The organism is Nocardioides convexus (assembly GCF_011090295.1).
Genome location: NZ_JAAMYA010000001.1, coordinates 3,586,613 through 3,606,598, shown reverse-complemented (window position 1 = coordinate 3,606,598; position 19,986 = coordinate 3,586,613). Strand labels below are relative to the sequence as shown.

Annotated in this window: 21 protein-coding genes and 8 pseudogenes; 17 read left to right on the top strand and 12 right to left on the bottom strand. The window is 72.9% G+C overall.

What is annotated here, in order from left to right; genetic code table 11:
• Positions 1–179: 179 nt before the first annotated feature.
• From G5V59_RS26870 to G5V59_RS26850, 5 genes are all read right to left on the bottom strand, one after another.
• Complete coding sequence (locus G5V59_RS26870) at positions 180–1,178, bottom strand: cytochrome P450 (RefSeq protein WP_278258541.1); 999 nt, start codon at positions 1,176–1,178, stop codon at positions 180–182.
• Positions 1,178–1,840, bottom strand: a complete 663-nt coding sequence (locus G5V59_RS26865) for a hypothetical protein (RefSeq protein WP_278258540.1) — start codon at positions 1,838–1,840, stop codon at positions 1,178–1,180. Before G5V59_RS26865 ends, G5V59_RS26870 begins: the two co-directional genes overlap by 1 nt.
• Entirely contained in the window at positions 1,734–2,177 is a 444-nt protein-coding gene (locus G5V59_RS26860) for a hypothetical protein (protein WP_278258539.1), read from the bottom strand. The genes G5V59_RS26865 and G5V59_RS26860 overlap by 107 nt, the downstream gene beginning before the upstream one ends.
• 1,473 nt (positions 2,178–3,650) lie before the next feature.
• Positions 3,651–4,628, bottom strand: a complete 978-nt coding sequence (locus G5V59_RS26855; RefSeq protein ID WP_278258538.1) for an ATP-binding protein — start codon at positions 4,626–4,628, stop codon at positions 3,651–3,653.
• An 89-nt stretch (positions 4,629–4,717) separates the two neighbouring features.
• Positions 4,718–4,873, bottom strand: a complete 156-nt coding sequence (locus G5V59_RS26850; RefSeq protein WP_278258537.1) for a hypothetical protein — start codon at positions 4,871–4,873, stop codon at positions 4,718–4,720.
• A gap of 96 nt (positions 4,874–4,969) precedes the next feature.
• On the opposite strand from G5V59_RS26850, the pseudogene G5V59_RS26845 reads away from it, so the two are divergent.
• The 12 genes and pseudogenes from G5V59_RS26845 to G5V59_RS26785 all read left to right on the top strand — a co-directional run.
• Positions 4,970–5,395 (top strand): annotated as a pseudogene (locus G5V59_RS26845) (nitroreductase family protein); the annotation flags it as partial.
• A gap of 625 nt (positions 5,396–6,020) precedes the next feature.
• Positions 6,021–6,122 (top strand): annotated as a pseudogene (locus tag G5V59_RS37800) (hypothetical protein); the annotation flags it as partial.
• Between the two features lie 85 nt (positions 6,123–6,207).
• Positions 6,208–6,543, top strand: a pseudogene (locus G5V59_RS26835) (ABC transporter transmembrane domain-containing protein); the annotation flags it as partial.
• 218 nt (positions 6,544–6,761) lie between these two features.
• Positions 6,762–6,980 (top strand): annotated as a pseudogene (locus tag G5V59_RS37795) (ATP-binding cassette domain-containing protein); the annotation flags it as partial.
• Between the two features lie 91 nt (positions 6,981–7,071).
• On the top strand, positions 7,072–7,614 hold the full coding sequence (locus tag G5V59_RS26825) for an ATP-binding cassette domain-containing protein (protein WP_278260079.1): 543 nt from the start codon (positions 7,072–7,074) through the stop codon (positions 7,612–7,614).
• Positions 7,615–7,645: 31 nt separating this feature from the next.
• The gene (locus G5V59_RS26820; protein ID WP_278258536.1) at positions 7,646–7,930 is read left to right on the top strand and encodes a hypothetical protein; all 285 of its coding nucleotides are present in this window, start codon (positions 7,646–7,648) and stop codon (positions 7,928–7,930) included.
• Complete coding sequence (locus G5V59_RS26815) at positions 7,855–8,655, top strand: S66 peptidase family protein (RefSeq protein WP_278258535.1); 801 nt, start codon at positions 7,855–7,857, stop codon at positions 8,653–8,655. Before G5V59_RS26820 ends, G5V59_RS26815 begins: the two co-directional genes overlap by 76 nt.
• Before the next feature lie 48 nt (positions 8,656–8,703).
• Positions 8,704–9,546, top strand: coding sequence for a DUF1992 domain-containing protein (locus G5V59_RS26810; protein ID WP_278258534.1), 843 nt, complete (start codon positions 8,704–8,706; stop codon positions 9,544–9,546).
• An 11-nt stretch (positions 9,547–9,557) separates the two neighbouring features.
• A complete protein-coding gene (locus G5V59_RS26805) occupies positions 9,558–10,016 on the top strand; it encodes a hypothetical protein (RefSeq protein WP_341351044.1) in 459 nt (152 codons plus the stop codon).
• A gap of 638 nt (positions 10,017–10,654) precedes the next feature.
• A pseudogene (locus tag G5V59_RS26795) lies at positions 10,655–11,523 on the top strand (CoA ester lyase).
• A gap of 14 nt (positions 11,524–11,537) precedes the next feature.
• The gene (locus G5V59_RS26790) at positions 11,538–11,912 is read left to right on the top strand and encodes a hypothetical protein (RefSeq protein WP_278258532.1); all 375 of its coding nucleotides are present in this window, start codon (positions 11,538–11,540) and stop codon (positions 11,910–11,912) included.
• Positions 11,872–12,369, top strand: a complete 498-nt coding sequence (locus tag G5V59_RS26785) for a YjbQ family protein (protein ID WP_278258531.1) — start codon at positions 11,872–11,874, stop codon at positions 12,367–12,369. The genes G5V59_RS26790 and G5V59_RS26785 overlap by 41 nt, the downstream gene beginning before the upstream one ends.
• Here G5V59_RS26785 and G5V59_RS26780 read toward each other — a convergent pair.
• Genes G5V59_RS26780 through G5V59_RS26765 form a run of 4 tightly spaced genes read right to left on the bottom strand, consistent with a single transcriptional unit; the run spans position 12,350 to position 14,403 of the window.
• On the bottom strand, positions 12,350–12,727 hold the full coding sequence (locus tag G5V59_RS26780; RefSeq protein WP_278258530.1) for a GDSL-type esterase/lipase family protein: 378 nt from the start codon (positions 12,725–12,727) through the stop codon (positions 12,350–12,352). The genes G5V59_RS26785 and G5V59_RS26780 overlap by 20 nt on opposite strands.
• Entirely contained in the window at positions 12,724–12,954 is a 231-nt protein-coding gene (locus G5V59_RS26775; RefSeq protein WP_278258529.1) for a hypothetical protein, read from the bottom strand. Before G5V59_RS26775 ends, G5V59_RS26780 begins: the two co-directional genes overlap by 4 nt.
• Complete coding sequence (locus G5V59_RS26770) at positions 12,951–13,253, bottom strand: hypothetical protein (protein WP_278258528.1); 303 nt, start codon at positions 13,251–13,253, stop codon at positions 12,951–12,953. Before G5V59_RS26770 ends, G5V59_RS26775 begins: the two co-directional genes overlap by 4 nt.
• Before the next feature lie 28 nt (positions 13,254–13,281).
• Entirely contained in the window at positions 13,282–14,403 is a 1,122-nt protein-coding gene (locus G5V59_RS26765) for a helix-turn-helix domain-containing protein (RefSeq protein WP_278258527.1), read from the bottom strand.
• Here G5V59_RS26765 and G5V59_RS26760 point away from each other — a divergent pair.
• From G5V59_RS26760 to G5V59_RS26740, 5 genes and pseudogenes are all read left to right on the top strand, one after another.
• Positions 14,324–14,914, top strand: a pseudogene (locus G5V59_RS26760) (FAD-binding oxidoreductase); the annotation flags it as partial. The gene G5V59_RS26765 and the pseudogene G5V59_RS26760 overlap by 80 nt on opposite strands.
• Before the next feature lie 142 nt (positions 14,915–15,056).
• A pseudogene (locus tag G5V59_RS26755) lies at positions 15,057–15,524 on the top strand (iron-sulfur cluster-binding domain-containing protein); the annotation flags it as partial.
• Positions 15,525–15,708: 184 nt separating this feature from the next.
• Positions 15,709–16,995, top strand: a pseudogene (locus G5V59_RS26750) (acyl-CoA desaturase).
• Positions 16,992–17,162: a hypothetical protein gene (locus G5V59_RS26745; protein WP_278258526.1), complete on the top strand. Its 171-nt coding sequence runs from the start codon at positions 16,992–16,994 to the stop codon at positions 17,160–17,162. Before G5V59_RS26750 ends, G5V59_RS26745 begins: the two are co-directional and overlap by 4 nt.
• Complete coding sequence (locus G5V59_RS26740; RefSeq protein ID WP_341351316.1) at positions 17,080–17,892, top strand: enoyl-CoA hydratase-related protein; 813 nt, start codon at positions 17,080–17,082, stop codon at positions 17,890–17,892. The genes G5V59_RS26745 and G5V59_RS26740 overlap by 83 nt, the downstream gene beginning before the upstream one ends.
• Before the next feature lie 326 nt (positions 17,893–18,218).
• On the opposite strand, the gene G5V59_RS26735 is transcribed toward G5V59_RS26740, so the two are convergent.
• The 3 genes from G5V59_RS26735 to G5V59_RS26725 form a co-directional block, all read right to left on the bottom strand.
• A complete protein-coding gene (locus tag G5V59_RS26735) occupies positions 18,219–18,818 on the bottom strand; it encodes a hypothetical protein (protein WP_278258525.1) in 600 nt (199 codons plus the stop codon).
• The gene (locus G5V59_RS26730; RefSeq protein WP_278258524.1) at positions 18,815–19,573 is read right to left on the bottom strand and encodes a hypothetical protein; all 759 of its coding nucleotides are present in this window, start codon (positions 19,571–19,573) and stop codon (positions 18,815–18,817) included. Before G5V59_RS26730 ends, G5V59_RS26735 begins: the two co-directional genes overlap by 4 nt.
• Positions 19,574–19,768: 195 nt before the next feature.
• A complete protein-coding gene (locus tag G5V59_RS26725) occupies positions 19,769–19,933 on the bottom strand; it encodes a hypothetical protein (RefSeq protein WP_278260353.1) in 165 nt (54 codons plus the stop codon).
• Positions 19,934–19,986 lie beyond the last annotated feature (53 nt).

The window sequence follows — 19,986 nt, the reverse complement described above, 5'->3', positions numbered from 1 at the left end:
GCCGAGCGGATCGTGGGCTACCGCCGGTTCGGCCACCGCGTCGGCGCAGTCTCGGTGATCTGCGACCAGTGGGCGTGGGTCGACGAGGGCGTCGGCGTGACCCTGACCTGCTCGGTCGCCCGCAGCGACTACGCCGACTACGCCGAGTTTGTTCGAGAGCATCGCCGCGACGGCCGAGGTCACGCCCTCCGCGCGACCCGGATCCGCGCCCCGCGACGAGGAACGCTCGTGATGTTGCGGACCTGGGGGACCTCCCTGCCGACAGCCTCCACGTCGTACCGGCGGAAGACCTCGCGGAGCACCTCGACCCCCTCCATCAGGGAGAAGCCGGCTCCGATGCAGCGCCGCACGCCGCCACCGAAGGGGATCCACACGTTGAGCGCGGGGGTGTCCTTGCCCAGGAAGCGCTCGGGCCGGAAGACGTCCGGGTCCGCGAAGTTCGACTCCTGCTGGTGGCTCAGGATGATCGACGGCCCGACCGTGGTGCCGGCCGGGAGGTCCCACCCACCGACCGTTGCCGGTGCCATGAGCGTCCGGACGACCATCGGGATGATCGGGTGCAGGCGCATCGACTCCTTGAGGACAGCCTCCAGCCAGGCGTCGTCTCCCTGGTCGGCCGCGTGCTGGGTTCGGGCGAGCAGGTCGGCGCTGCGGCCGATCTCCACGAGCGCCCACGACAGCGCCGAGGCGGTGGTCTCGTGACCTGCGAGCAGCAGCGTCACCAGCCTGGTCGCGCAGGCTCGGTGTCGTCCAGCCCGCTGCCCGGCTCCTCGGGGTCGGTGGCGGCCAGCAGCCGAGAGAGGACATCGGTGCGGTCGGCGAGGTCGGTGGCCGTACGACGCTCGCGGATCTCGGCATACATCAGCCTGTCGAGTCTCGACCTGGTTCTCTACCGTGCGCCGCCACGGGCCGAGCTTCTGCAGGCGGGGATAGGCCCATCCGAGCAGCACGGCGGGGTTGATCTCGACGGTCCGGTTCACCGCGGGCCGCAGCCGGGCGAGCCGTTCCTCGTCGGTCACGCCGAAGACCACCCGGAGGATGACCTCGAGCGTCAGCGCGTTCATCCGCTCCAGCGCACGGAAGGGCACACCCTCGGTCCACCCCTCGGCCTCGTCGGTGGCGACCTCGGCGACCATGCCCCGGTAGCCGCGCAGCGCATGCCCGAGGAAGGCCGGCATCAGCAAGCTTTGCGGGCCCGGTGGTGCTCGGTCGAGTCCTGCAGGAGCAGGGAGTGCTCGCCCATGATCGGGCCGAGCACGGCGTTGCCCCGGCCGGCGTGGAAGACCTCGGGGTCGCCGGCGAAGATCTCCTTGGTGACCTCGGGCCGGGTGAAGAGCACCAGCGGGCGGCCCCCGGGGACGAGGTTCACGGTGTACGCGTCGCCGTACCGGCGGTGGAGCCAGGGGTGGAAGCGGTGCCGGAAGCGCATCAGCGCGATGGTCTGCACGAGCGCCGGCCACCGCGGGCCCGGGGGCAGCGCGTCCAGGGGCACCGGCGGCAGACCGCTCCCGCCGACCACGCTGGTCTTCTGGAACCGGCGCATCGTCAGGTCGCGGGTGTCGCCGTCTCGCGCCGTGGCGCGCTCTGCCTCGAGGGTCACGAGCCCGACGCTACGCCGCGAGCGGAGCCTCGACAGCCTCCTACGGTAGGAGATCGTCGCGGCGCGCGATCGCCGCCGCCTCGGTCCGGCTGGCCGCGCCGAGCCTTGCCGAGGATGTTGGAGACGTGCACGCTCACCGTCTTGGTGCTGATGAAGAGCCTGCTTGCCGATCTCGCCGTTGGAGCGGCCCTCCGCGACGAGGGCCAGGATCTCGACCTCGCGGGCGGTCAGCGCCGGCACGCCGGGGCCGGCCGATGCAGCCGGACGGCCGGAGGGACGCGCGGCGGAGCGGGAGGTGCCGGCCTCGGCCATCAGGTCGGCCACCAGGCCGGGGGCTCCGAGTTCGCTCGGCCAGCGCACGGGCCGTCTCCGCCTCGTCCCGCGCTCGTACCGGGTCGCCGGTCAGCCGCAGCACCTGGGCGTGAGCGGCCCGGACGCGCGCCTGCTCGGGGACGTGTCCGAGCTTCACGGCGGAGTCGGTCGCGTCCTGCCAGGCGTCGATCGGCTCGTCGCGCTGCTCGGTGCCCACGCCGGCCAACCAGCGCACTCGCAGGTGCTCGGCGACGAGTCGGTCCACCCACATCTGGCCCTCAGGACCCCAGGGGCTGCCGCGCTCGCGTGACCAGGCGAGCACGGCGTCGCCGTCGGCACGGAGCCGGTCGGCCTGGGCGGCGAGGTTCCGGCGTTCGGCGGCACTGGCGCCGGGCATCGCGGCGGCCAGTGCGGTGAGGGTCTGGGCGGCGAGCCGGATGCGACCTCCGAAGTGCTCGTGCCAGATCCGGGTGAGCACCTCCACGACGTCGTCGTAGGCCGCGAGGGCGGCGGTGGCATCGGCACGCGCGGCGTAGACCTCGATCTCGACGCCCGAGTCTGAACACGGCGATCCCACCCTCGGCCTCCCACAGGGTGCGCAGCGGGAGCAGCCGGTCGAGCACGTCATGGCCTCGGGCGTTGAGAACGGCGAGCCTGTGCCGGCTGGATGATCCCCCGCGGGACGGCGGGCGCGTTGACGCCGTCGACGGCGTCGACCAGAGCGAGCACCTCGTCCCAGTCGCCGAGGATGTAGGCTGATCCAGGTGAGTCTGCCAGCGTGACTCGATGCTGAACGGCGCCCAGAGCAGCCCGGCTCGCTCACCGAGGTGGAGCGCGGAGCGGAACCAGCGGGCGGACTGCACCCAGTCGCCGGAGTCCTGGTACGAGCGGGCGAGCAGCCAACGGCCGCGGATCTCAGCCTGGAAGGCACCGGCGCGGGCGGCGCTCTCGACGGCCGACTCCAACGCCCGGCGCAGGGCGTCCTGCTCGGTACCCTCGACGATCTTGACGCGCAGGCCGCTGAGGGTGGTGCGGATGTCGGAGGCGAGCTCGGGCAGGGCCAGCCGCTCGGCGAGGGCGAGGGCCTCGGTCGCGAGCGCCTCCGCCTCGTCCTCACGGTGCCGCGCGTGCGTGCCGAGGATCCGCGCGTACGCGACGAGCACCTTGGCCCGCAGCGCGCTCTCCCCCTCGGGAGCGAACTCGAGGGCCTCGGCGGCCAGCGCGACGGGGTCGAGGCCGGTCTCGATGATGGCGAGGACCTCGGCATAGGCGAGGAGCAGCCGGGAGCGGGAGTACGGCGGAGCGTCGGGACCGAGCCGTTCGAGTCTGGGTCCGCAGCAAGCTGCCCCGACCGGAGGGCGTTGCCACCGGTGGTCAGCGCGGTGGCGGTCTTCACCACGAGCCTGGAGTGGTCGATGCCGAGCCGGGCGGCGCGCCCGGCGTCCTCGAGCAAGCTCCAGGGCCTGCTGGTAGTGGTCGGCGGCCTCGTCGGGTCCGCCCACGGCCATCGCCTCGTCGCCCGCCTCGATGCTGGCCGCGACCGCGCGGTCGAGGTCGTTGGCGCGACGGGCGTGCAGGGCGAGCTCGGCGGCCGTGCCGCGGGCCAGCCCCTCGTCGAGCGCGGCGACGAAGCGGGCGTGCAGCCGGACCCGCTCCCCGGGCAGGAGGTCGTCGTAGACCGCCTCGCCGAGGAGGGCGTGCCGGAAGGTGTAGCGGTCGCCGCGGACCTCCAGGACGTTCATCTCCACGGCCTGTCGGACGCCGGCGTCGAGAGCGTCCTCGGGCAGGTCGGCGGAGGCGGCGAGCAGGCTCGTGGCTGACCCGGCGCCCGGCGACGCTGGCGACGCGGACCACGTGGCGGGCATCGTCGGCGAGGCGGTCGAGGCGGACGAGCAACACGTCCGCCAGGTCGCCCGGCACGTCGCCGGTGGCACAGGAGTCGGAGGCGACGAGCTCCTCGACGAAGAAGGCGTTGCCCTCGGCACGAGCCACGATCCGGGTCACCGAGGACTCGTCCATGGTGTCGGCGAGTCTCGCGGACCAGCGCGCGGACGGAGTCCTCCGACAGCGGGTTGAGCGCGAGTCGGCTGACCTGCGGCAGGCGGCTCCACTCGGCGACCTGGCGGCGCAGCGGGTGACGGCGGTGCAGGTCGTCGGAGCGGTACGACGCGACGATGGCCACCGGACGTGCGAAGGCCCGCGTGAACAGGAAGCCCAGCATGTCGCGGGTCGACTGGTCGGCCCAGTGCAGGTCCTCGACGACCAGCAGCACGGGCGCCTCGGCCGCGACGGCCTCGAGCAGGGCGTGGACGGCGACGAAGATGTCACCGCGGTCGGGCGCGTGGCCGACCTCGCCGCCGGGGTCGTCCTCCCCCGCGCTCCGCGTCCGACGGCCGGGCTGCAGCCGGGTCAGCGCCGGGTGGTCGGTGGCGACCGCGTCGACGAGGGCCGGGTGCTCGGTGGCGATCCGCCCGAGGACCTCGCTGAAGGGCAGGTAGGGCAGCGCACTGTCGGCGAAGTCCAGGCAGTGCCCGGCCAGCACCTGCCAGCCGGCGTCGTGCGCGTGGTCGCGCAGCGAGCGCAGCAGCCGCGTCTTGCCGACCCCGGCGTCGCCGGAGAGGAGCAGCACGCGCTGCGGGCTGCCCGTCTCGGCCGCACGGACGGCGTCGTCGAGCACCGAGGTCGCCTCGGCGAGCTCGGCGTCGCGCCCGACCATGGTCAGGCTGCTGTGTACGGCCACGGGCACCATCATGGCGCCGCGCGCCGACATGGTCTGCGTCAAGGGGTCGGCCGACCGGGCGGCACTCAGCGCGACTGGCGCTGGACCGCGGGGTCGGTGGCCGCGAGGCGGCGCAGCCACGAGGCCCGGCTGCGTCCGGACCGGCTGGCGGCGGCGATGCCGCGAGCGGCCTGCTGGCGGCGGTAGTCGTTCTCTGCGGAGATGAAGTAGTCGTTGCTCATGTCATCGAGAGTGGTCCTCTGAGGTAGGCCCCCACATCGGGCAACTGCCTTAGGTGGCTCGGTGCCTACCTCAATTGCCGCCGTGGCCGCGGTGGGATGATGGGTGGCCGAGGAGGTCGGGTGGAGTTTCCAGAGGTCGTACGACGACGCCGCATGACGCGCGCCTACGCACCCGAGCCGGTCGACCCCGCCGTGGTCGAGCGGGCCCTGGACCACGCGACCCGCGCCCCGAGCGCGGGGTTCTCCCAGGGCTGGGCGTTCGTCGTGCTGGACACCCCCGAGGCGGTGCACGGCTTCTGGGCCGCGCAGACCGACGCCGCGCTCCCGGGCGGTGAGCCGGACCGCTGGCTGGCCGGGATGATGGGCGCGCCGGTGGTGGTCGTGCCGTGCAGCCGCCGGGCGTCGTACCTGGAGCGCTACGCCGAGCCCGACAAGCGCCGCGCCGGGCTCCACGAGCGCGACGAGAGCCGGTGGGCGATGCCGTACTGGCACCTCGACACCGCAATGGCCTCGCTGCTGATCCTGCAGTCGGTGACCGACGCCGGGTTGGGGTCGTGCTTCTTCGGCCTGGTCCCGGACCGGGTGGATGCCGTCAAGGCGCAGGCTCGGCCTGGTCGACACCGCCGACGAGGAGGCGCCGCACCCGATCGGGGCGATCACGATCGGCCACCCCGCCCCCGGTACGACGGGCGCGCGCGGCTCGGCCGCGCGGCGGCGTCGTACGCCCTGGACCGAGGTCGCGCACCGTGGCCGGTGGGGAGCGGGCTGGTGAGGCCGAGTCCCGTGGTGACCCACCTGACCCCGGAGGACCTCGACCAGCGCGAGCCGGTCATCCCGCGGATCGCGCGGCTGCTGCGTCCGTACCGCGCCAAGATCGCGCTGGTGCTGGTCGCGGTGGTGGCGGCCGCGTCGCTGACCGCGCTCGCGCCCTTCCTGACCAAGGCGGTCTTCGACGACGCGCTCTTCCCGCTCGACGGGAGCGGCCCGGACCTGCACCTGCTGGCGTGGCTGGTGGCGGGCATGTGCGCGATCCCGATCGTGGTCGCCCTGATCGGCATCGGGCAGATGTGGCTGACCTCGTCGGTCGGCAACTCGGCGATGGCGGACCTGCGCGGCGACCTGTTCGAGCACCTGCAGAAGATGGAGCCTGGCGTTCTTCACCGCCACCAAGACCGGGGCGATCCAGTCCCGGCTGGCGAACGACGTCGCCGGGGTGCGCACGGTGCTCACCGACACCGCGACCACCATCGTGCAGAACACCGTCACCGTCTCGGCCGCGCTGGTCTCGATGGTGGTGCTGTCGTGGCAGGTCGACCGTGATCACGCTGTTCCTGATGCCGCTCTTCGTGGTGCTGCAGTTCCGGGTCGGCCGGGTCCGCCAACGCCTGGCCCGCCGCACCCAGGAGTCGCTCTCGGAGATGACGGCGATCACCGAGGAAGCCCTGTCGGTGAGCGGGATCCTGCTCGCGAAGGTGTTCAACCGCGCGGACTCCGAGGTGGAGCGCTACCGCGAGGCCAACCGCCGCCAGACCCGGCTCCAGGTGGAGCAGGCGATGACCGGTCGCACCTTCTTCGCGGTCGTGCAGACCTTCTTCGCGATCACGCCCGCACTGATCTACCTCGCCAGCGGCTGGATCATCACCGGCGGCATGCCGGTCGGCGAGGACGCCCTCACCGCCGGCACGCTGGTCGCGTTCACCACGCTCCAGGGCCGGCTGCAGATGCCGCTGCTGCAGGCTGATGCGGGTCACCCTCGACGTGCAGACCTCGCTCGCGCTGTTCCGGCGGATCTTCGAGTACCTCGACCTGCAGCCCGCCATCACCGAGAAGCCCGGCGCGACCGTGCTCGACCCGGATCGCCTGCAGGGCCGGGTGGAGCCTGCGCGGCGTGCGCTTCCGCTACCCCGAGCCGCGCACCCTCTCCGGTACGACGACACGGGACCGCTTCGGCGAGAGCGGCGTGCGCATCGAGGGCACCGACACCGACGAGGCGCCCGCCCAGGGTTGGGCCCTCGACGACGTCTCGCTCGTGGTGGAGCCGGGCCGACTCGCCGCGATCGTCGGCCCCTCGGGGAGCGGGAAGACGACCGCGACGTACCTCGTCCCCCGCTTCTACGACGTCACCGAGGGCGCGGTCCTCATCGACGGGCACGACGTCCGCGAGACTCACGCTCTCCTCGCTGGCCGACGCGGTGGGGATGGTGACCCAGGAGCCGTACCTCTTCCACGGCACCATCCGCGACAACATCGCCTACGCCAAGCCGGACGCGACCGCGGAGGAGATCGAGCGGGCCGCCCGCGACGCCAACATCCACGACCGCATCATGGGCTTCCCCGAGGGCTACGAGACGGTCACCGGCGAGCGCGGCTACCGGCTCTCCGGCGGCGAGAAGCAGCGCCTCGCCATCGCCCGGGTGCTGCTCAAGGACCCACGGATCCTGATCCTCGACGAGGCCACGTCGGCCCTCGACAACGAGACCGAGCGGCTCGTCCAGGAGGCGCTGGAGCGCGCGACCCGGTCCCGCACGACGATCGCGATCGCGCACCGGCTCTCGACGATCCAGTCCGCCGACGTGATCTTCGGCCCGGAGGACGGCCGGGTGGTCGAGCGCGGCACGCATCGCGAGCTTGCTGGCGTCGGGCGGTCTCTACAAGCGGCTGTACGACGAGCAGTTCTCCCGCGAGCCGCACGGCCGTCCGCACTGCGACAGCCGCCGTGCCGACGTCTCGCTGTGACCTGACGACGGTGACCCGGCTGGCAGGATCGCCGACGTGATCCGCTTCCCGGCGCCGCTTCGTCCCGGCGACACCATCGCCGTGACCGCACCGTCGGCCGGCGTCGGCGGGGCGGCTGCCGACCGGGTCGCGTTCTGCGTCGACTGGCTGCGCGCACAGGGCTACGACGTCGTGGTCGGCACGTGCATGGACGGCTCCGGCATCACCTCCGCACCGGCCGATCAGCGAGCAGCGGAGCCACCGCGATGCTCGCCGACCCCGCGGTGCGGTGCGTGCTGCCGCCCTGGGGCGGGGAGACGGCGATCGACCTGGTCGACCTGATCGACTGGGACACGCTCGCCTCCGCGGAGCCGACCTGGCTGGTGGGCTACTCCGACCTCTCCACCCTCCTGCTGCCCGTCACCACCCGGCTCGGCTGGGCGAGCCTGCACGGCGACAACCTGGCGGACACGCCGTACGAGTCGCCGGCCGGCCTGCTGCGGTGGCTCGACGTCGCCGCCGGCCCCGGCCCGCACGTGCAGCACGACTCCGGTCTCGTCGCCGACTGGGTCCGCTTCGAGGAGGACCCGCGGGCCACCAGGTGGCGCGAGGTCGGTGCGGGCGGTTGGCGGCTGCAAGGCGCCGAGACGCTCGACGTGACCGGGCGGCTCGTCGGCGGCTGCATCGAGACCCTCGTCAACCTGGCCGGCTCGCCGTACGGCGACGTCGCGGGCTTCGGCCGCGAGCACGCCGCCGACGGACTGATCATCTACGTCGAGGCCGCCGAGGAGGGAGCGGCCACGATCTGCCGTCACCTGCACGGGTTGCGCCTGGCCGGCTGGTTCGAGCACGCGCGCGCCGTCCTGGTCGGCCGCACGAACGCCGCCGACCACCCCAGGATGACCCAGGAGGAGGCCGTGCTCGACGCACTCGACCGCCTGGGCCTGCCGATCGTCCTCGACCTGGAGATCGGCCACGTGCCTCCCCACCTGCCCCTCGTCAACGGCGCGCTCGCGCGGGTGCGCATCGACGGCGACGTACGACGGATCACCCAGGACCTGCGGTAGACCGGCTCCCCAGCCGCCCGCGCTATCGTCGGGAGCGAGGTGAGAGGAATGCCCGAGGACCGACGCGAGGACCGGCCGCACGACGCGGACCAAGCCGCCGCACGCGCCCGGATCGCCCAGCAGCAGACCTGGGTCGACCTGCAGGTGCGCCAGGCGATGGAGCGCGGCGAGTTCGCGAACCTGCCGGGTGCGGGCAAGCCGATCGAGGGCCTCGGCGAGACCCACGACCCGGACTGGTGGGTCAAGCGACTCGTCGAGCGGGAACGCATCACGGTCCTGCCGCCCGCGCTGCAGCCTGCGCAAGGACGACGCGGAGCTCGACGCCCACCTGGACACCCTGGCCTCCGAGCACGAGGCGCGCTCGTTCGTGGAGGACTTCAACGCCCGGGTGATCCGGGCGCGCTACACCCCTGTCGACGGTCCGCCGCTCATCACCATGCCGCGCGACGTCGAGGCGACGCTCGCAGCGTGGCGCGATCGCGGCGAGGCCCGTCGGCTCGCCCGGCAGGCCCGCCTCAGCGACGCTGCAGACTCCCACGCGGCGCGGATGGCTCGGCGGATGGCGGCGGCGTCGCCGCTGAGCAGGGCCTGCACCTTGCGGTGGCGCTCGTAGCGCGGCGGCACCCCGAACGTCCCCGGGTGCTCGGCGAGCAGCCGCTCCCGCTCCAGGAGGCCGGACCGGACGACGAGACTCGCCCGGATCGATCAGGCGCGCGACGAGCCGGTCGTCGACGTACCACGCCGGGTGGCTGGTCGTGCCCTTGCGCTTGCACCCGGGCAGGGAGCGCGCGAACTCGTCGACCTCCTCCGGCGTCACCCCCACGACGGTACGACGCCGGCGCCGTCTCGGCGAGAGATCGGTCATACCGGAGCGGGGTGACTCGCCGGTAGGTTGTCGAAGCGTGAGTCACAAGAGCGCCAAGGACTTCTTCCGACCGCTCGCCGTGGGAGCCCCGCTCCCGCTGCGCGAGATTCCCGCCCGGCCGAGCCGCGCGATCCACTTCTTCGACCCGAGCAACGAGAAGATGGCCGCGAAGATCCCCGGGATGATCGGCACGGTCGACGTGCTGCTCGGCAACCTGGAGGACGCCGTCAAGGCGGACAACAAGGTCGCCGCCCGCGAGGGCCTGGTGCGGATCGCCCAGGCCACCGACTTCGGCCCGACCCAGCCTGTGGACGCGGATCAACGCGCTCGACAGCCCCTGGGTGCTCGACGACCTGACCACGCTGGTGCCGGCGATCGGCGAGAAGCTCGACGTCGTCATGGTCCCGAAGGTGCAGGGCGCCGAGGACATCCACTACGTCGACCGGCTGCTCGCCCAGGCTCGAGGCGAAGGCCGGCATCAGCAAGCCGATCCTGATCCACGCGATCCTGGAGACCGCCCGCGGCGTGGCCAACGTCGAGGAGATCTGCGGCGCCTCGCCGCGCATGCAGGGTCTCTCGCTCGGCCCGGCCGACCTCGCGGCCGACCGCAAGATGAAGACCACCCGGGTCGGCGGCGGTCACCCCGGCTACCTGGTGCGCCAGGACCCGCCGCGCGACGCGGAGGGCAACAGCCAGATCGACGCCCAGCGTGCGATCTTCCAGCAGGACCTGTGGCACTACACGATCGCCAAGATGGTCGACGCCTGCGCGACGCACGGCATCTACCCGTACTACGGCCCCTTCGGCGACATCGCCGACGTGGTGGCCTGCGAGGACCAGTTCCGCAACGCCTTCCTGCTCGGCTGCGTCGGCACCTGGTCGCTGCACCCCAAGCAGATCGCGATCGCCAACCGGGTCTTCTCCCCCTCCGTCGAGGACATCGCCCACGCCCGCCGGGTCGTCGCCGCGATGGGCGACGGCACGGGTGCGGTGATGATCGACGGCAAGATGGAGGACGACGCCTCCCTCAAGCAGTGCCTCGTGCTCGTCGAGTCTCGCGGAGAAGCTCGCCGAGATCGACCCCGACCTCAAGGCCCAGTACGACGCGATCCCCACCAGCGAGGTGCAGTCCTGATGACCGAGTTCAAGCCGCTCCGCTCCGTCCTCTACATGCCCAGGCTCGAACGAGCGGGCGCTCGAGAAGGCCAAGACCCTGGCCGCGGACGCGATCATCTTCGACCTCGAGGACGCCGTCGCACCCGACGCCAAGCCCGCTGCCCGAGAGGCCGCCGCTGCCGCCGTCCAGTCCGGTGAGTACGGCCGGCGCCACCTCGTCATCCGCGTCAACGGCATCGGTACCGAGTGGCACGACGAGGACATCCGCGTCGCCGCCGCGGCCGGCCCGGACGTCGTGCTGGTGCCCAAGGTGAACTCCGCCGACGAGGTGAAGCGACTCGTCGCCGCCCTCGAGGCCGCGGGCGCGCCGGAGAAGACCACGCTCTGGGCGATGGTCGAGACCCCGATCGGGATGCTCAACGCGCTCTCGATCGCGCAGGCCTCGGACCGGCTCACCGGCTTCGTGATGGGGACCAACGACCTGGTCAAGGAGGCTGTACGCCGAGCACGTCCCCGGCCGCCAGCCCGTGATCACCGGCCTCGGACTCGCCCTCCTCGCGGCCCGCGCCGCCGGCATCGTGATCATCGACGGCGTCTACAACGACGTGAAGAACCTCGACGGCTTCCTCGCCGAGGTCGAGCAGGGCCGCCAGATGGGCTTCGACGGCAAGACCCTGATCCACCCCGGCCAGGTCGAGGGCGCCAACTCCGGCTTCGCCCCCGACGAGAAGGCGGTCGAGGACGCCCGCGGGCTGATCCAGGCCTGGGAGGACGGCAAGGGCTCCGGCGTCGTCACCTACAACGGCAAGATGGTGGAGAACCTCCACGTCGAGTCGGCCGAGCGCACCCTGTCGATCCACGAGGCGATCCAGGCGCTGCAGGGCTGATCGCGAGCGGGTCCGTGGCGGAGCCGGAGCACACGCCCGACGGCCGGTACGTCGTCGTCGAAGGGCGACGCTGGCGCGCCACGGACCCCGCCATCCCCGAGGAGCGCCGCGCCGAGCCTGACCCGCATCCTGATGGCCTGGCGCCGCGAGGTACGGCGCACGAAGGGCTCCGACGAGGAGGACCGCTCCCGCGCCGGCGTGCAGGCCGCCAAGGTCGCCCTGGGCGAGCGCGGACAGCCGCCGTGGTGGGACCAGAGCGATGCCGAGCGCCGAGCACGGTGGGAGGCCGACGTACCGGTGCCGGAGGGCTTTCGGCCCTGACCTGGACGTCGGTGCCACGATGGTCCGATGGACAGCGACACCCGGACCTACCGCACCGGCGACCGTGAGGTCGTCCTCGACCTGACCCGCGACGCCGCCGCCTGGGTGGCCGGGCGCGGCGACGGGCTGCTCCACGTCTTCGTCCCCCACGCGACCGCGGGCCTGGCCATCATCGAGACCGGCGCGGGCAGCGACGACGACCTGCTGGCGGCGCTCGGCGACCTGCTGCCCGCCGACGACCGCTGGCGGCACCGGCACGGCAGCCCCGGGCACGGACGCTCGCACGTGATGCCGGCTCTCGTCCCGCCGTACGCGAGCGTGCCGGTGCTGGACGGCCGTCTCGCGCTCGGCACCTGGCAGAGCATCTGCCTGGTCGACCTGAACGTCGACAACGACGAGCGCGAGGTGCGCTTCAGGCTTCCTGCCGGGCTGACCACCGAGCGCGCGGCACCCGTCGTCGCGCCCTTCGCGACGCCGACGAGCAGCACCCGCGTGGCCACCGGCGTCAGGCACCTGGACCGCTGACAGCCTCCTCCAGGAGGTCCGCGACGGCCTGCTGCTCCTCCGCGTAGGGGTGGTAGGCCGTGGCGTCGCGCACCGGCTTCACCCCGGCGATCCAGGGCTCCTCACCGCAGATGTCGTGACCCTCGGTGGCGGACCAGACGTCGGCGTACTCGGCGCCGGCCTCCTTCGCGGCGTCGCGCTGGGCCTCGACGAACTGCTCGATGACGCCGCGGCCGAAGAGGTAGTCGCCCGCGCCGAGCGGCGACTCGGGACAGGTGCCGGTGGCGGGGATGATCTGCGGGTAGCCCACGACCACGACCCGGGCCTTCGGCGCACGGTCGAGGATCTCGCCGACGATGTCGACGATCGAGGTGCTCACCTGGTCGAAGATCTTCGGCAGCACGGTGGGGTTCTGCTGGGCGAGGTCGGAGCAGGGCGCACCGGTCGGGTTGGCGACGGCGAGTCTGCGCGCAGGTGATCACCAGGCTGCCGTAGACCTCGCCGTTGTTGGCGCCGATGCTCAGCGTGACCAGGTCGGTGTCCTCGGTGACCGCGTCCAGGCTGCGGGGGTACGGCGTCGCCGCCCGCCTGCTGCTCCTGGGTCATGTTCTCGGTCTTCGCCCCACCGCAGGCTCACGTCGGTCGAGCTTCAGGTCCAGGGCGGCGGCGAGCAGGTGCGGGTAGTTGGCGTCGGTCTGCTGGCACCCGGCCGGCCCGGTCGGCGTACCGACACCCGGGGCGGAGGTGTAGGAGTCACCGAGGGCGACGTAGCGGTCGCCGGCGGCGACCGGCCGCTTGTTGCCGCGCGCGTCGGGCTCGTCGTCGCTGGTGCAGGCCGCCAGGGCCAGCACCGACGTCAGGACGAGGGCGCACCCGGCGGCTGCCCGCGCGTGCCACGCGCTCATCCGGCCTCCTCCACACCGAGGGCAAGGGTCAGGGCGAGCACGCTATCGGGATCGTCCAAACGCTCGCCGTACAGGCTCGCGGAGCCTGGTTCATCCGGTAGCGGATCGTCTGCGGGTGCACGAAGAGCGCGGCCGCCACCTCGTCGCGGCGGCCCTGGTGCAGCAGCCAGGCGCGCAGGGTCTCGCGCAGGCTTCGCGGCGGCGGCCGGGCGCAGACCCTCCATCGGCGCCAGGACGACGGCGCGCAGGTCCGCCAGCGCCCGCGGGTCGGCGGTGAGCACCAGCCGGGGCAGGTGCAGACTCGGTGTCGCCGGTGAGGCCCAGCGCGCCGGCGCGCACGGCCCGGTCGTAGGACTCGCGCACCTCCAGCCACGGCCGCGCCGGGCCGACCAGCGCGTCGCGGTCGCGCACGGTGCGCAGCAGCGGGGCCCGGCGCCGGTCGTGCGCATCGGGGACCATGAGCAGCGCGGAGCCGTCGAGTCTCGGGCAGGTCGGTGGTGACGAGCGTGCCGCGGCGCAGCACCCGCAGCAGCGTCCCGGCCTGGGACTCGGGGACGATCACGGCGGTCAGCGTGCTCGGCGGGGTCCACTCGGCCCGCTCGGCGGAGGCGAGCACGGTCGCCTCGGGGGCGCCGGTGAGCAGGTGGCGGGCCAACCGCTCGACCATCCGCTGCCGGATCCGGCCCTCGCTGGCGGACTCGTCGCGGTGCCCGGCGACGCTGGCCGCGGACAGACTCGTCGATGTAGGCGAAGACCAGGCTCCGCGAAGGACGCCATCGTGGCTGGGTCGATACCCTGCTCGACGGCCTTGGCGGACAGGTGGCGCCAGGAGACCTGCGCCCCGATCCGGTACGCCGACAAGAGCGCGTCCGCCGTACGCCCGCTGCGGACCTCGCCGCGACCGAGTCTGGTAGGCACCGTCCACCGCGGAGGCCCGCGGGGCGAGCGCGTCGGGACCGCGCCGGTCGCTGATGAGGGAGAGGAAGCCGCCGAGCGCGACCTGCACGGCGCCGCGGATGGTCTCGCCCATCGGGCCGCTGAACGCGTCCTCGTAGGCGGGCACCTCCTCGATGATCCGGCTGACGACGTCGTCAGCCACCACGGCGAGGTCGGTACGGATCGCCGCGACGGTCTCCGGCGGGAGCAGCACGCTCTCGCCGGGCCGTGCACGGCGCAGGGCGCGTCGAGGCACTTTCACTCCTGGAGAACAAAAGCAGTCGGCCGATTCACCGACTGTGGTCATGAGTTTAGCGCCCGTTGCTGGGAGTCTGGTTGATGTGAGCACGACCAGCGCCTCGCCCCGGACGGCCGCCCGCACCGGGCGCCTGACCTCCGGGCTGCGCAGCCTCCTCGACGCGGCGGTCACCCCGCTGACCGTCGACGACCTCCTCGACCACTTCGCGCCGCTGCGCGGCAACGCGGCCACCGGCCTCCAGGGCCGGATCGTCTCCGTCGAGTCGGAGACCGCCGACGCCGCGACGATCGTCGTCAAGCCGGGCCGCGACTGGGCCGGGCACGTCCCCGGCCAGTACGTCCGGGTCGGTGTCGACGTCGACGGCACCCGCCTGTGGCGCACCTACTCGCTGACCCACGGCCCCCGCCCCGACGGCCGGATCTCGATCACCGTCAAGGCGATCCCCGGTGGCGCGGTCTCGCAGCACCTGGTCCGCACCGCGCGGCCCGGGCAGATGCTGCAGGCTCGCGCAGGCCGAGGGCGACTTCGTGCTGACCCCGCCCGTCACCGGGCGCCGGCAGAAGCTCCTGCTGATCACCGCCGGCTCCGGGATCACCCCGGTGATCGGGATGCTGCGCAACCTCTACTCCCGCAACGAGCACGACGCCCGCGCGGCGTACGACATCGTGCTGGTGCACTCGGCCATGTCCCGCGACGAGGTGATCTTCGGCGCCGAGCTGCGCGCGCACGCCGACGCCGGTCGCCTGCGCCTCATCGAGCGGCACACCGACACCGACGGCCTGCTGACCACCGCCGACCTCGAGACCGAGGTCCCGGACCTGGCCGAGCGGACGGCGTACGCCTGCGGGCCGGCGGGGCTGCTCGACACCCTGGAGGCGTTCTACGCCGAGCGCCGGCTCACCCTGCACACCGAGCGCTTCCGCCCGGTCACCATGGCCGCCGAGGCCGACGGCTCGGGGGGCGGCACGGTCACCTTCTCCGGCGCGAGCGTCGAGGCCGACGGCGCCACCCCGATCCTCGACGCGGCCGAGTCGGCCGGCGTCCTGATGCCCAGCGGCTGCCGGATGGGCATCTGCATGGGCTGCGTCCTGCCCCTGAAGTCCGGCGCCGTGCGCGACCTGCGCAACGGCGAGTCTCACCGTCGCCGTCCCCGGCGAGACGCATCCCGACGGCGTGAAGATCCAGACCTGCATCAGCGCCGCTGCCGGCGACTGCCACATCGACCACTGAGCCACCCGCTCCCCCGACGAAAGGCTGACGATGACCACGATCACGCACAAGCCGCAGAACCCGATCGCCCACCTGAGCCCCGAGCAGATCGAGGCGCTCGGTGCCGAGTCTCGACGCCATCCGCCAGGACGTCATCGACACCCGCGGCGAGCGCGACGCGGCGTACATCCGCAAGGTCGTCGACGTCCAGCGCAAGCCTGGAACCGGCAGCCGCGCCGTGCTCCTGGCCAGCATCTTCCCGCCCGCCTGGCTGCTCGGCACTGCGGGCCTGAGCGTCGCGAAGATCCTCGAGAACATGGAGATCGGCCACAACGTCATGCACGGCCAGTGGGACTGGATGCGTGACCCGAAGATCCACTCCACGACCTGGGAGTGGGACAACGCCACCCCCTCGGAGGCCTGGAAGCACTCGCACAACCAGGTCCACCACACCCACACCAACATCGTCGGCAAGGACAACGACCTCGGCTACGGCATCATGCGCGTCGACGAGGAGCAGCGCTGGTACCCGCTCTACCTCGCCCAGCCGCTGTGGAACTTCATCAACGCCTGCTTCTTCGAGTACGGCATCGCGGCCTACGACCTCGAGACTCGGCAAGAACCTCTCCAAGCCGAAGGACAAGCGCCCCGAGTCGTTCCGGCAGGGCGTGAAGGACACGCTGACCAAGATCCGCAAGCAGGCCACCAAGGACTACGTCGTCAACCCGGCGCTCGCGATCCCGACCGGCTCGTTCCTGCCGGCTCTCGCGGCGAACTTCACCGCCAACCTGGTGCGCAACCTGTGGTCGCACTCGGTCATCATGTGCGGCCACTTCCCCGAGGGCGTGGAGACCTTCGAGTTGAAGGCGATCCCGGAGAAGGAGACGCGCGGGGAGTGGTACCTGCGCCAGATGCTCGGCTCCGCGAACTTCTCGGGCTCCCGGGCGATGCACATCATGAGCGGGAACCTCTCCCACCAGATCGAGCACCACCTCTTCCCCGACCTGCCGAGCAACCGCTACGCCGAGGTCGCGCCGAAGGTCCGGGCGGTGTTCGAGAAGTACGAGTCGACCTACCTCACCCGGCCTTTCGTCCCGCAGGTCGCGAGCGCGTGGCACAAGGTGCTCCGCCTGTCCTTCCCCAACGGCTGGCTGGAGACGACCACCCCGAGGAACCTGCCCTCGCAGACTGGTCGCGCTCTACAAGATCACCACCGCCGACAAGCGCAAGCGCCGGGTGATGCTCAAGGCTTGCTCGAGCGCGAGGCGAAGAAGCAGTACGCCGAGGCCGCCTGAGCCCTCCCGGCAAGGGTTACCCATGGGTAGCATGAGCCCATGAGCAACGTCTCCTGCACGATCACCGACGGCATCGCCCACGTCCGGCTGGACCGTCCGGACAAGGCTCAACGCGCTCACCCTCGACCTGCTCGACGACCTGGTCGCGACCGCGTCCCGGCTGCGCCGCGACAAGACGCTGCGCGCGGTGGTCGTCAGCGGCGAGGGTGACGCCTTCTGCGCGGGCCTCGACTTCGCCTCGGTGATGCGCAACCCGGCCGGCCTGGCCAAGGCCTTCGTCCCGCGGCCGCTGCGCGGCACGAACACCTTCCAGGAGGCGCCCTGGGCCTTCCGCCGGATCCCGGTGCCGGTCATCGCCGCGGTGCACGGCCACTGCCTCGGCGGCGGGCTGCAGATCGCGCTCGCCGCGGACTTCCGGATCGCGACCCCGGACTCGCGCTGGTCGGTGCTGGAGGGCAAGTGGGGCCTGATTCCCGACATGTCCGGCATCCAGGCGCTCAAGGAGCTCGTCGGCATCGACCAGGCCAAAGCTGCTGACCATGACCGCCGAGATCTTCGACGGCAGCCGCGCCCACGAGCTCGGCCTCGTCACCCGCCTCGACAACGACCCGCTCAGCGGTGCGCTGCGCCCGGCCAACGAGATCAGCCGCAAGTCACCCGACGCCGTGGCCGCCGCCAAGCGACTGTTCAACGACACCTGGAGCGCCTCGCCGCGCCGTACCTTCGCCCGGGAGCGGATCGAGCAGGCCCACCTGCTCGTCGCCCGCAACACCAAGGCGGCCCGCGAGGCGGCGTTCAAGAAGGCCGAGGCGGTCTACGGCCCGCGCGGTCGCTGAAAGCCGCTCGCCGGCACCGCAGCGCGCGCCGTACCCTGGCGCTCTCGCCTCACCCCTGGGGCGGACGGGCCACGGCAGGTTCCGACCCTGCGTGGCGACCGTGATCCGTGAACAGTGGTCCGACCACATCGGCAGGGGTTGTTCGGGTGGCCCGGCCGAGCCGGGCCACCCGTCCTTTCGGACCCTCTTCGCGACGATCTCTTCGAGAATGTCGTATCCCGCCGATCTCCTTCGTGGTCCGAGTAGAGAGCCGAGCCGAAGGAGACAGGGCGATGTGGACCAACACCACCCACGAGCAGCACCTCAGCCACGACCTGCCGTGCCCCGCCTGCGGGCACGCGGCACACACCTACCTGGCGTGCAGCGACAAGCTGCGACTGCCGGCCGACGGTGATGCCGGGCGCCGCGCCGCTGGCGGCCTGAGCCGGGCTCAGGCCCGCTCCTCCCCCAGCGGTACGACGAGGGCGGCCAGCGCCACCCAGGTGGCGACCGAGTGCAGCAGCCAGTGCGCGGGCAGCGCGAGCGCGTCGAGGGCCGCGAGCCAGCCGCGCCGGCGGGCCAGCGAGACGCCGGCGACGAGCACGGCCGTGCCGAGCACGATGACGGCCTCGCCGATGCTCAGCCAGGCGACCCGCTCGGCGAGCGAGCCACCCTGCCCCTCGCTCCGGACAGCGGCGAGGAGCGCCCCGACGACGGCGACCGGGTAGGCGAGGAACATCGCCGGCGTCAGCAGGCGGCGGACCACCTCCGCCGCGGGGAGACCGCCGGACAGCGCGCTGCGCACGGAGCGCACGCTGGCCCGGGCCCGGGCGTCGGTCCAGCGCACCAGACCGGGGTCGCCGGCGCGCACCGAGATCGAGTCGAGGTGCTCGATCCGGGGCCCGTCGGGCGGCAGCGCGCGGGTGGCGATGGCGAAGCCGCCGTGGCGGCGCAGCAGCCGCATGTTGAAGTGCACCGACTTCATCGCGAGGGAGTGGCCGTGCTCGCCGCTGAGCCGGCCCAGGTCGAGGGCGTCGTCGATGTCGGTCATCCGCGAGAAGAACGAGCGGCCGTCGCCGTCGGCGCGGTGGTCGGCACGCAGCCCGACGAGGGGTGCCGGCGCGAGGCCGAGCGGGCTGTCGAGGCCGGCGGCGAGGTCGGCGTCGAAGGCGCTGACCGCCCGGCGCAAGCTGGTCGGCGGCGGGGTGCTCGTCGGCGGCGTACGCGACGACGTAGCGGCCGCGGGCCAGGGTGAGTCCGTGGTCGAGGGCGAGCACCGGCTCGGCGTGCTCCCCGGCCGGCACCCGGGCGACCCGGACCCACTCCGGCGGCGCCACGCGTCGGACGCCCTCGAGGGTGGCGGCGTCGTCCTCCGCGACGAGCAGCACCGCGTCCAGGCGCGAGGTCGGGTAGTCGTAGCCGCGCAGGGTCCACAGCGCACGCCGCACGGCCGCCTCCCCGCCCTCGAGCCGCATCAGCACGGTGTAGACGGGCGACTCGGCGTCGTCGAGGCGGGGCGGCGGCGGGGAGGCCTCCGCGGCCGGCGGGGCGAGCGCGGAGAGACCCGACACCGCCTGCGTGGCCGCGCCTGCGAGGAACACCACGGAGGCGAGCAGGACGACGGCCGCCAGCAGCCAGAGCGGTACGACGAAGCCCGCCACCAGCGCGGTCACCGCCAGCACCAGCACGGCGAGGTAGTGCGGCGTGCGGACCCCGGTCCGGGGCGAGCGCCGGGTCGCGGGGGCGCGCGGACCGCGGGCCCGGCGGGCGGCCAGAGCGACCCCGTCCAGGTCCCGCTGGGTGCACGCCACGAGGCTCGATCGCGCGGCCCGGGAAGTGCTCCTCGATCTCGGTGACCAGGCTCCTCGGCGGGCCGCACCGACGTCGCCACCACGACCCCGTCGTCGGTCAGGCTCGCAGGCCACCCAGCCCAGGCTCGACGGCGGTCTCCGGGTCCAGACTCGGCCAGCAGACTCGGGCGACGGCGGGTCGGTGACCAGGTCACGCGGGGTGAGCTCCCAGTGCTCGGCGAGGGCGGCGTAGAACTCCGAGCGGGTGAGGTGGCCGGCGTCGACGAGGTGCTGGCCGACGTACCCGCCGACGGTGCGCTGCTGCTCCAGCGCCCACTCCAGGCTGGGCAGGCTCGACCCGGCCGGTCGCGACCAAGCGTGCTCCGATGGGTCCCACGACGTCCCCAGGCTCCCCGCGCCCCCCACCGA